Source organism: Sunxiuqinia sp. sy24 (genome assembly GCF_052677165.1).
Genome location: NZ_JBQYLH010000004.1, coordinates 159,458 through 172,133, shown reverse-complemented (window position 1 = coordinate 172,133; position 12,676 = coordinate 159,458). Strand labels below are relative to the sequence as shown.

Annotated in this window: 5 protein-coding genes; 3 read left to right on the top strand and 2 right to left on the bottom strand. The window is 40.1% G+C overall.

Annotation, left to right across the window (positions count from 1 at the left end; translation table 11 throughout):
* Nucleotides 1–25: 25 nt before the first annotated feature.
* Nucleotides 26–3,091, bottom strand: a complete 3,066-nt coding sequence (locus ACUNWA_RS05610) for a SusC/RagA family TonB-linked outer membrane protein (protein ID WP_445590906.1) — start codon at nt 3,089–3,091, stop codon at nt 26–28.
* Nucleotides 3,092–3,294: 203 nt separating this feature from the next.
* Here ACUNWA_RS05610 and ACUNWA_RS05605 point away from each other — a divergent pair, with 203 nt between their 5' ends.
* Nucleotides 3,295–7,293, top strand: a complete 3,999-nt coding sequence (locus tag ACUNWA_RS05605) for an ATP-binding protein (protein ID WP_445590905.1) — start codon at nt 3,295–3,297, stop codon at nt 7,291–7,293.
* A gap of 170 nt (nt 7,294–7,463) precedes the next feature.
* Nucleotides 7,464–8,510 carry an alpha-L-fucosidase gene (locus tag ACUNWA_RS05600; protein WP_445590904.1) on the top strand — a complete coding sequence of 349 codons (1,047 nt, stop codon included), beginning with the start codon at nt 7,464–7,466 and terminating at the stop codon, nt 8,508–8,510.
* Nucleotides 8,511–8,565: 55 nt separating this feature from the next.
* Here ACUNWA_RS05600 and ACUNWA_RS05595 read toward each other — a convergent pair whose 3' ends face one another.
* Entirely contained in the window at nt 8,566–9,456 is an 891-nt protein-coding gene (locus ACUNWA_RS05595) for an AraC family transcriptional regulator (protein WP_445590903.1), read from the bottom strand.
* A 288-nt stretch (nt 9,457–9,744) separates the two neighbouring features.
* On the opposite strand from ACUNWA_RS05595, the gene ACUNWA_RS05590 reads away from it, so the two are divergent.
* Nucleotides 9,745–12,672, top strand: coding sequence for a glycoside hydrolase family 2 TIM barrel-domain containing protein (locus tag ACUNWA_RS05590; protein WP_445590902.1), 2,928 nt, complete (start codon nt 9,745–9,747; stop codon nt 12,670–12,672).
* The last annotated feature ends 4 nt before the right edge of the window (nt 12,673–12,676 follow it).

Genomic DNA, 12,676 nt, shown 5'->3' with positions numbered 1-12,676 from the left:
GTCTTGACTTTGTTTTCCAGATTTATTAAAAACTAAGATTTACTCCCATTGTGAATGTCCGAATCACAGGACTTGAAGATCCAATTTGACCTGCATTTTCCGGATCCAGACCTACCCAATCGGTTAAAGTCAATAGGTTTTTTCCACTCACATAAACTTTTAAATCTCTTAATTTCAGCATTTCCTTAATCCTATCATTAAAGTTGTAACTTAAGGTAAGGTTTTGTAAACGGGCGAAAGCTCTTGATTGATAGAATCCATATCCAAGTGGATTGCTATAATCCGGACGTGGAATAGTGTTGCTTGGGGTATCTTCTGTCCAGTAATCCTGATTTAACCAATTTCCTGTAATCGGAATTAATCCTAAGTAAGCTCTGGTGTTACCTGCCATGTAGTAATTATCCTTACCACCCCCGGCAATAACGGCGATATCAAAATAAAGCTCAAAGTTTTTATAGCTCATGGTATTCGAAATATTCATCCTAAAATTGGGATTGCTGTTTCCAATAATAGAACGGTCGTCAGCATTAATTTTACCATCGGGCATGCCGGTTAAATTACCATCCTCATCTTTACCATCAATGTCAACAAATTTTACATCGCCCGGCTTGCCTCCGTAGGTTTCCAGATACTCAGTATCATCAGTTTGAACAATACCATCTGTGGTGTAATTATAAATAACGCCTAATGATTCGCCAATAAACCAATTACTACCAATATCGTTGTCTTCCACTCCGTCTCCATCAGCATCTAATCCGTATAAGGAAACCAGCTTATTCCGGTTCAACCAAAACCGCACGCCTGATTGCCATTTAAATCCGTTGGGCGAATCAATATTTACACTGTTCAACGACAATTCGAATCCTTTGTTGTCAACCTGCCCAATATTGGTATTTACACTTCCATATCCAGTCATGATTGGCAAATTACGGGAAAGCAACTGGTCGGTTGTTTTGCTCTTATATATGTCAATGTCACCACTAAAGCGACCATCAAATATCGAGAAGTTCAACCCCAGATTCATTGCCGTAGTAGTTTCCCACGAAAGTTCTTTATTGGCAAGAGATGAAGGATATGAATAGTTAAAAGATGTTTCCCCGAAAATGGTAGTTCCAAAAGCTACACCTGCTGTAGTTGCGTATGGATTAATTCCCTGGTTTCCGTTTTTACCATACGATGCACGTAGTTTTAGATAATCAAGTGCAGGAATATTGTCTTTTATAAAATTTTCTTCGCTCACTGTCCAGGCTACCGATGCCCCCGGGAAATTACCAAATTTGTGTCCTTCGGCAAAAGCAGAGTATCCGTCTCTACGGAAACTTGCAGTAACATGGTATTTGCCATTGTAGCTATAATTAGCTCTTCCAATATAACCAATATTGCTATACTCACTAACTGAAGTTACACCACTCTTTTTTTCCGGATCACCTAAGTTTAATCCATTATAGCCAAGTACGGAAGTTCCTAAGGCCGAAAAATCGCTGCCGGCGAATCTAAGAACCTCACCAATATATTGGTCACGGGTGTAACCTGCCAGTAAATCAATGCTATGTTTATAAAATGATTTCTTGTAGCTTAATAAATTATCCATTACCCATCGGTCGGAAGTACTTGTTTGCTTATAACCATTTGTACTGTTTAAAAACTTAGTCGGATTCTCAATATCTTCCGGTATCCAGGTATTTGCATAAGCCATTTCATGAGTAAACGATCCTCTTTGTCCTACTCCTTTTCGTTTAGAGTAATTCAATCGGTAGTTCAAGCCCTCAATGAAAGGTACTTTCACATTTACAAAACCTTTTCCACTAAAACTCCAGCTCTTGTCTAAATCATCGGTATAAAAACCGGTATAAGGATTATAAAGAAAACTTGTGGTAGGGTATTTTTGAAGCACTTCATCCTCGTAACCTTCAACCCATTTGTAACTGTAAGGTGTGTACCAGGTTGCCATGTACATTTCGGGCGAATTCCCTGAATAATCATTTTCAGTATAATTCATATCTACTCCGTAAGACAACCAGTCTGTGATAGTATTTTCTATTTTTGCCGTTACACTTGCTTTATTAAAGTTATCGTTGTCAAGAATACCTTTTTGGTCAACGTAATTTGCAGATACATAATAATTAACTTTTTCGGTAGCTCCGGAAATACTTGCCTGGTAATTCTGAATTGGTGCAAATTGTGTTACCTCATCCATCCAATCCATTTGGTGGCCGGCATTGTATGCTTCCAACTCGCGCGGTCCTAAAATATTCTCAATGCTCAGGTCTTCAACTCCGGTTAGTGCTAAATTATCGCGTCGCCATTCCAGAAAATCTTTTCCTTTTCTCATGTCAGGGACGCGTGTCCAGTTTTGAATACCCAGGTAAGAGTTAAAATTAATTACCGGCTTTCCTGATTTCCCACGTTTGGTTGTAACGATTATAACCCCATTTGCGGACCGCGAACCATAGATTGCTGCAGCACTGGCATCTTTTAAAACATCGATAGAAGAAATGTCGTTAGTATTAATTTCGTTCCAGCTTCCGGTGAATATCATACCGTCGAGTACAATTAAGGGAGAGTTGCTTCCTGTAATAGAGTTTTGCCCACGAATGGATAACCCGGGTGATCCGCCGGCACTGGTAACAGCGCCAATATTTACTCCGGTAGTGGTTCCCTGTAATACTTGTAAAGCCCCAAGGTTAGGTAGGTTTACCAAAGGAGTATTGTCAACCCGAACACTTGCTACCGATCCGGTTAAATCCTTTTTGGTTGTTGTGCCATAACCGATGGCTACGACTTCTTCCAATCCAATAACATCACTCTCGAGTGTGATTGTGAAATCGTTGTGCTGACCTACAACAACTTCTGTTGATCTCATTCCAACAAATGAAATGATAAGTACATCATCTGTTGTTTTAACCTGAATGATAAAGTTTCCTTCTAGGTCAGTGATGGCGCCATTGGTGGTGCCTTTTTGAATTACGGTGGCTCCAGGAATTGGGACACCTCCCTCATCCAAAACCTTTCCTTTTACAGAAATGCTTTGAGCATTAGCCGAAAGTGTACATACGAGCAGTAAACATGCTGCAAATAACAAATTCTTCATAAGCGTAAGTTTTTGATTAAATAGTTATTGGACGAAATTACAGTTGAAAGATTCTCAATAGTAGAAGTGATTCGGAAAGACTTTAGTAGAGGTTCGGAAAATTGAAACAGATTCGGAATTCTTTAACACAGATTCGGAATAGCGCTTCAGGTACTTTTGAAAATGCTACTTTTATTGAGAACTTTTTAGCAGATAAAAGACATATGCGTGATTTATTTAAAATACTAACTTTTGTATTATTTGTTATTTCAATGCCTGCCAAGGGAAGCAAACTGAATTTTGCTCAGTATAAAATGAAGGATGGACTGTCGTTTAATAATGTTGATTTTTTAGCGGAGGATGATGAGGGATTGATTTATGCTTGTACAAACCTGGGATTGAACGTTTTTGATGGGAGTGACTTTGCGATTTATAATCAATATAATACCGAAGGGTTTGGCAATAAAGTTTCTGTTGTTTTGCCATTTGAAAAAGGATATGTATTAATTGGAACAGTGGAGAAAGGACTTTTTCTATTTGATAAATTTAAAGAAAAAATAATTCCACTTTATACCAACGAAAGGCAGCAACTAGGTTGGGTTACGGATATGAAGATCGACGCTGATCAAAACATTTGGATTGGTATAGAAGATGGAAAATTGTATTGTGTCACTAGTGAGGAGTTAATTAGAAGGTATAAGAAAGGTGAGGCATTAAGGTTATCTCGAATCAGTCAAATACCACCTTTGAGAATCAATTCATTGGTGGTGATGGATCAAGGGATTTTATTGGGGAATGATGGGCCGGATGTATACCGGGTTCGAAAAAGTGGAGTCGAATTTATCGTTGACTCGCCATTGCAAACTAAGGGAGTACAACGTGTGTATAAGATTTTCAGAGAAGGAAAGTCCATTTTCATTGGAACTGATCATGGATTATTTCGACTTGACAATTATGAATTGCTTTCATATAATGAGAAGTATACACTCAATAAAACATGGCAGATGGAGGGACGAATAGTTCGGAGTATATCTGTTTATTTAGATGATTTGTGGATAGGAACCGAGGGGCAAGGACTTTTTAAAATACCAATTGATACTCAGGAGAAAACCTCAATTGAGCAGTTTGTATATTCTAGCAGACGAAAGAATGGGATAACTTCAAATTATATTTTGTCCTCACTAGTCGATACGCGTGGAAATTTATGGATTGGAACCTGGTTCAGCGGCATTAATAAGTTAGACTTGAAAGAACAAAGTCATTTCTTTATCTATGACCAAAAAAATGAAAATGATATTTTCTCAAATATAACCTGGTGCTTAGAGAAAGGAAGTAACGATTTCTTTTGGCTTGGGACACATGGAAATGGACTTTGCAAATACCAGCTTGGTGAAGGTAATTTTCAACAGATAAATCAACAACCTGGAGTGCAATCTGTTTCTTCCCTCTTGTTTGATGATTCCCGTAAATTACTTTATGTGGGGACTTGGGGGAATGGAATCCGAATATTTGATGAGCCTAAGATGAATGGACAGGAAAATTTGGAAACAGAATTTGCAGTCTTAAAGGATGATCGGATTTATTCAATTCTGATGGATCATCGTCAAAATATCTGGATCGGGAGTTTCAAGAACGGACTTCACTACTACAATCAATCTAAAAAGGAGTTGACAAAGGTTGATTTGAAAAACGATATGGCGGATGTGCGTTTTTTGGCCTTAGACACAGTCCGAAATTCAATGTGGGTGGCTTCGTTTGGCCAAGGTTTGTTTGTGTTAGATTTCACGAACCAATGGACAATAGAGCGTACGCAGCATTTTAAGAAGTTTGAAGGATGTGATGAGCAGATGAAATTAACATCACTTTATCTGGACAAGCAAGGTAAGCTCTGGATTTTATCGACTGATGGTTTAGGTTATTTTGATGAAGAGAAGCAAAAGCCTGTTAAACTTGAGCTGCTTGGGGGGAGTATTGTCACAGGAATGACTGAAGATAGCAAAGGTTCACTCTGGGTAAGTACTTACAAGGGGATTTTTAAGATTGATAAAGAAAGCTATGAAATAGAATCGATGCTTACCAATTATGCCTTTCACTCAATAAACTATAATTCAGAATACAATACAATCCTGGCAACATCAGATGAAGGCTTGGTTCGGATAAGCCCAAATTACGAGCTGAGGAATAAAAGAGTTCCTGAAATTCGCTTATCTGGGTTAAAATTATTAGATCAGGAAATAGCTCCGAAGACAAAATTGAAAGGGCGAATAATTTTGCCAAAACACATCAACTACTGTGACACGATAATTATTCCGCACTTTAGTCATACTTTTTCGATTCGACTTAATGCGCTGTCTTTTTCGAGATCACAACAAGAAAGAATAGGGTATAAGCTTGATAATTTTGATGAAATTTGGAATGAGCAAGCTGGTATTTCGGCTACTGCTGTCTATACGAATGTACCTCCAGGCAAGTATATCTTACGCGTGAAAGTCGCAAATGAGAAAAATGAATGGTCAGAGGAGCGAGAATTAGTGATCATTAAGTTAAGTCCTTGGTGGGCAACTAATCTGGCGCTATTGATTTACTTTTTAATTGTGGTGGGAATTATTTATATCATCATTCGAGAAGTTAATTTGCGGATCAGGTTTCGCCAGGAATTAAAAATTGAAAAAATAAAACAGGAACGAGAGTTTGAACTTTATCAGGAGAAAGCGGTGTTTTTTACGAATATTTCGCATGATTTACGTACGCCTTTAACCTTGATTGTTGGGCCTTTGGAAGAAATGCTGGATAGTAAACAGTTTAATGAGAAGGTTGAACAAACGCTTCAGCGCATGCTGAAAAATGCGCGTATGCTTTTGAAGCTGATTAATCAAATTCTTGATTTTAGAAAGGCTGAAACCAACAATTTGAGCTTATCCGTGAAAAAAATTAAGTTGAATGAATTCTTGAAGAATATTTATTACCAATTTAATGAATTGGCCCAGAATAAGAATATTGATTTTGAATTGTTATGCCCGGATGAATCGACCATTCTTGTGGCAGATCCCTTGAAAATAGAATCTGTACTTTTTAACTTACTATCAAACGCTCTCAAATTTACGGCACCATATGGAAGTATTTTAGTTGAATACAAGGAGGAGGCAGATAGCATCCGATTGATCGTTAGTGATACAGGAATAGGAATGGATGAGAAAGAGCTTCCTAATATTTTCAACCGCTTTTATCAGTTAAAACCTTCAGGGAGTTCCTTAGGAACTGGTATTGGCTTAAATCTGGTTAAGCGCTATGTGGACTTACATCGGGGGAAGATCGAGATAGAAAGTAGCCTGGGTAAAGGTACCAGTTTCTATATCGATTTGCCGAAATATGCGGATACCTCCTCTTTTGATGAATTTTTCTTGTTGCCTACACAAGCCTCATTAGAGGAAACGGATGAGGGCTGGCAGCATAATGGCCATGAGAAGAAAGGTCAGGTGTTAGTGGTTATTGACGATCATCAAGATATTTTAGATTACCTGACTGATATTCTTTCGCCGGTCTATCGCGTTTATACAGCACTGGATGGGAAAAGTGGACTTAGTTTGGTTGCACGCAAGAACCCAAATTTAGTTATTAGTGATATAATGATGGAGGATATGGATGGATTCGCTGTTTGTAAACAGATAAAAACGAACCTGAACACTTCGCATATTCCTGTCATTCTGTTAACCTCTAAAGGTACTATTGAGGATCGGATTGAAGGATTTGATAAGGGCGCAGATGAATATATTCAAAAGCCATTTAATAGTAAATTGTTATTAACACGTATTCGCACCTTGATTGAGCATCGTCAGCTATTACGAAAGCGGTTTTTATTGTCCGATCTGCAGACAGCTGAACCTGCTCCTTCATCGGTAGATGAAGGTTTTATGAAACGGATTGTTGAAATTGTGGACAAGAATATGACTGATTCTGACTTTACGGTACAAAGCTTGGTTGATGAAATGAAAGTGAGTCAGGATCAGCTCTATCGAAAAATAAAGGCTTTAACTGGCTTGTCGATCAATCACTTTATTCGTCTTTTGCGCTTGAAAAGAGCAGCGCGAATGTTGGCTTCAGGACAATACTCCGTTAGTGAGGTGGTTTTCCAGACAGGATTCAATAACCCTTCATACTTTACGAAGTGTTTTAAAGCTGAATATGGTGTATTGCCGAGCGACTATGTGCAGAAGGTCGATTAGTTAATGGGCGGGTTATGAGTGAATTGAATGGCATAGTCGTTCTTGGTGACTAAGAGCGGTCTTGTTTATCTATATATTTATTGGTGAGTTTTTGCTGATAGAAAAAACTATTCGTTATTTTGGAAGCGGATAACGATTGTCAATCTTTTAAACTAACTAAAAATATGAAAATGAAAAAAACACTACTAAGTGTATTCCTTTTGTCTAGCCTATTGTCGGCGAAACTATTTGCGCAGGTGAATTACCTGAATGAGTCACCGGTTGATTTTAAAAATCGGATGGAGTGGTTTACAGATGCCGAATATGGCATGTTTATTCATTTTGGCTTGTATAGTCAGCTGGGAGGTATTTATGAGGGAAAAACGGTAAAAGGCTATGCCGAATGGATTCAATCATCAGCGGATATTTCAAGAGAGGAATATGCTCAATTAATTGATACTTGGAACCCCAAAGAATTTGATGCAAAAAAAATAGCACGATTGGCTAAGAAAGCAGGCATGAAATACTTGGTTATTACCACTAAGCATCATGAGGGATTTTGTTTGTGGGACTCGGAATATACCGATTTCGATATTGCCAGCTCACCCATGAAAGGGCGGGATATTGTGCAGGAACTTTCGGATGCCTGTAAAACGCAAGGAATCAAATTTGGAACATATTACAGTATCATCGATTGGCACCATCCTTCTCAACATCGTAACGATGCCGGGAAAGACGGATGGGGACGTTGGGGACAAGTGGCTATGATTCCGGAGAAAAAGCAGGAATATGTAGCTTATATGAAAAATCAGATTCGTGAGCTGGTTGAAAAATATGATACTGAAATTCTTTGGTTTGATGGCGACTGGGTTAACTGGTGGGATATGGAAACCGGAGAGGATTTATATCAATATATTCGCGAATTGAAACCTTCGATCATTATTAATAATCGGGTGGCCAAACGCGATCAATTTAAACGCGATTTTGGAACGCCGGAGCAGGAACATCCGGGAGATGCTCTGGAGCATTACTGGGAGGCTTGTTACACTATGAACGATTCGTGGGGCTTTAAGCAAGAAGACCATAACTGGAAAAGCGCGGACAAAGTGTATGAAAAGCTTCTGGAAATAAATGAAAGAGGTGGAAACCTGTTGCTAAATGTTGGTCCAGATGGAAACGGAGAAGTTCCTCCTGCCAGTGTTAAAATCTTGAAAGAGGTTGGAAAGAAATTGAAATAGGCGTAATTGCCTTATTGTCTAATGCATGGCTTAGTCTGTTTGAAGCTTAAGAATGTCACTTTAGGTGGTTTTCTTCTTCAAACAGACTTTTTTCTTTTTGGTAGCTTCCGGGAGTCAGTCCAATAATTCGTTTAAACTGCCGGTTAAAATAGGAAAGGTTGTTGTAGCCACATCGGAAACAGATCTCGGAGATGGACAGTTTTCCTTCAATCAGTAATTTACAGGCAAACCCAATGCGAACTTCATTAATAAACTCACTCACCGATTTTTTGGTTTTTTGGCGGAAGAATCGACACAAGGAGGCGGGGGTCATGTTGGCCAGCAAAGCAAGTTCTTCCAGTTTGATATCTTTTTCAAAGTTAGTGAGGATGTAGTCGTAGATTTTATCAATTCGTTTCGAGTGGTGTTTTTGATAATGGTCGGCGAATGAGATGCCGGATAGAATCGTATTTTCCTCCTGTTTCGATAATTCATTCAGCATGGAAAGTAAGCTCGACAGGCGGTCAAATGGGGTTTGATCAAGCATTTTACGTAGTTGTCGTTTTACCGGATGTCCTTCTGGCAGATGGTAGCTGATTCCTCGTGGAGCTAGTTCTATTAGCTTTTTTACCGAAGCCACCTCCGGAAGTTCCCATAGTCCTTCCCCCAGAAAATTGGGTCCAAAATGCAGGATGATGGCACTAACTTTTTTCTTTGAGCTGTTTTCAAAATAACTATCATCACTTTTCCAGACATGGGGTAAGCCGACCCCCATAAGAACAAGGTCTCCACTGCAAAAACGGGAGATGTCGTCTCCAACAAAACGTGTCCCTTCACCTTGTAAAATATAAACTAGTTCCAGTTCCGAATGATAATGCCAGTGATCGTGAAAAGCTGTTCGTGTGTCTTTTCGGATTGCAATGGATTGGTGAAGCTGTTTGGTGAGTTTAAAGTATTGTGCTTTCATGAAATTGCTTACTGATAGTGATTGACATTTTTATTCTATGTTGGCGTCTTTAATTTGTAAATTGAATCAAATTTACTCATTTTATCTACTCTTTGAAAATATAGTTCAAGTTCCGGGTAAAATGATTCAACTATTCTATGTTGTAACAATGTATTTTTGAAACAGCGAAAAGAAGTTCATTTTAAGAGCGGGATAGAATCACAATCGAGTGAGGAGTCATAGTGCAGGAGTAGCTTGAACTTTCGAAGAATTTAAGAAGTAATATTAAATCCTATAATATATATTGAAATGAAGAATACACGCTTTCTAACCTTTGTTTTACTATTTGTACTGTTAGCCTCGATGGGCTACGCTCAATTGACTGCTGTTCCAAGCAGTTCTTCAGTAAAAACATCGAGGGTTGATTTAAATGGAACATGGAATTTTCATGCTTCCTATTCAGGCCTGCCTATTCAGGTGGGAGCCGAATCGAAAAACTGGGATCAGATTGAGGTCCCCGGAGAATGGACAATGCAGGGATTTCAGGTTGAACCTGGAAAGTCCGGAGTTTATTCGCGTTCGTTTGAAGCGCCAAAAGCTTGGAAGAACTGTCGGATCTTTTTGCGTTGCGATGCTGTTTTTAGTCAGGCCGATATTGTCATTAATGGTAAAGAGGCCGGTTCGCATGTCGGGCCGATGGTTGCTTTTGAAAAAGAGATAAGTTCTTTAATTAAGCCCGGAAAAGAGAATCGGGTAACCATGGCGGTAACAGCCGAAACGATGGCCGATACTTTGATGTCTGGAACGCAATATGCAGCTCACCAATTAGGTGGAATTTTGCGTAAGATCTATTTGTATGCTGTGCCTGAAACATATTTGGCTGACTTAGTTGTTGAAACGCCTTTGGATAAGCAATACAATCATGCCTTACTCAATATATCAGCGAATCTGAAAAATGCTGCTTCTGCCAGCCAGGCCGACATCGCTGTTCGTTTATTCAGTCCAAGCGGCGATCAAGTTCAGTTAGCCGATTCGCGAAAAACAGTTCAGTTCGATGGAGCGAAAGAGCAAGCTATTCAGTTTTCATGTTCGGTAAATAGTCCGAAAAAATGGGATGCTGAACACCCTAACTTATATCGCTTAGAGATTGAGCTACGCTCATCAGCCGGAGTTGAAACGATTGTCCGGAAAATTGGCTTTCGTCAAATTGAGGTCGTTGGGAACCAGCTCTTCGTCAATGGAGTAGCTATTAAGTTAAAAGGGGTTAACCGGCATGAAGTACACCCACTACTAGGAAGAAGCCTTACTTCAGAATTGTGGAGACAAGATGCCGAACTGTTTAAGCGTGGGAATGTGAATTATATTCGGACTTCACACTATCCGCCATCCGAAGAGTTTATTGCTTTGTGTGATAGTCTTGGCTTGTATGTTGAACTTGAAAACCCTATCAGTTGGGTGGGACATCATGCCAACGAACATTGGAAGATGCATGATGCAAAGGATTCGGATATGTATCCTTATTTCGAAAGCATTGCCCGTGCCGATATTGCATTTTTTCGTAACCACCCCAGTATCTTAATCTGGTCAATGGCTAACGAGTCGATGTGGACTGATAATTGGTCGCGCTTGGCCGACTTTTATGCCAAAGAAGACCCGACTCGTCCGGTTACCTTTCACGATCAGGCCTATGGTGGCTTCAACAACTACGGAAGTAAAAAAATGCCCGTAGCAAATATTCATTATCCGGGAACGGGTGGCCCACGAGTGGCTGAGGACTTTGAACGTCCGCTTTTGTTTGGCGAGTATGCTCACCTGAATACTTATAATCGGGAGGAAATTGTAACGGACCCTGGCGTGCGCGATGCATGGGGAAGGGGCTTTCGTAAAATGTGGGAAGGCATGTACAAAAGCCGAGGCTGCCTGGGCGGAGCTATCTGGTCAGGTATCGATGATGTTTTCTATTTACCTGATGGACGTGCCGTAGGCTATGGCGAATGGGGCCCAATTGATGGTTGGCGTCGTGAAAAGCCGGAGTTCTATCACATGAAAAAGACGTATTCTCCGGTGCAGATTCATAACCAGCAGGTTGATGTGCCGGAGGCTGGCCAGCCTGTTCGTTTGCAGATCGAAAACCGGTTCAACTTCACGAATCTGAGTGAGTGCAAGATCTACTGGGAAGTTGGAACAGAGAAAGGAACGGTGGATATGGCGCTGCAGCCACAAAAATCAGGCATCTTGGATATTTATACTGGCAACAGCAATCTTGATGGGAAAATACTGACGGTGCGTATTGTTTCGCCTCAAGACATCGAGGTGGAAGCTTGTGCCATTGAGATCGGGAATGTGAAACGCGATGATTTTCCTTTTCAGAAAGTACAGACAACTCAAATTTCAGCTTCAGAAAGCAATGAGCGGTTAACGATCGCAGGGCAGGGATTTGAATGGTTATTTGACTTGAACAAAGGCGACTTGAATGGAGCTTGGGTCGATGATAACAAAGTGTTGGTTGGTGGAGTTGATTTGATGATGCTTGAACTAAGAACAGGTCCCTGTAATACCGAACATAGCTTGGAGATTCCGCTGCATAATTCGATTTGTACAGCCAGGGAGGTGAAGGAGGTTACTTGGAAACAAACACAAGATACTGTGCTCGTTTCAGTGCAGCTAAGCTATGCCGAAGCAGAGGGAGTAATTAATTACTCGTTTACAGCCAATGGCGATGTTCTTGTTGATTACCAAATGAAATCAAAAGTGAAGATGAATCCACGGCAGTGGGGATTAGTATTTTCAGCGCCTGCTACTTCAGCAAATTTACAATGGTATCGTAAGGGCTTGTGGAGTTGGTATCCTGAAAATCACATCGGGCGTACCAATGGTAAAGCAGTCCCTTTTGGCGAAAAAGCCTTTCGTATTGATTCGTTTGGTCAAGTGCCGGAGAATGATTGGCGTTATGATGCCATTCAGTTGGGGACCAATGATTTCAGGGCAACACGCGAAAATATTTACTGGGCAGCATTGTCCAATGCTGCAGGCGACGGAATTACGGTTGTTGCTGATGGAAAACAGGCTTTCCGTTCTTTCGTTGATGGTGACGACAAAATCAGCTTCTTAGTCGCTGGCTATTCAACCGGCGGAGGCGATTTGTTTTTTAGTGGACATTACAATGATGAACGTACATCACTGGAAGAAGGAAGTGTATTGGAATCGTCTGTAAAGTTGCAGCTAGTCAAAAAATAGAAAA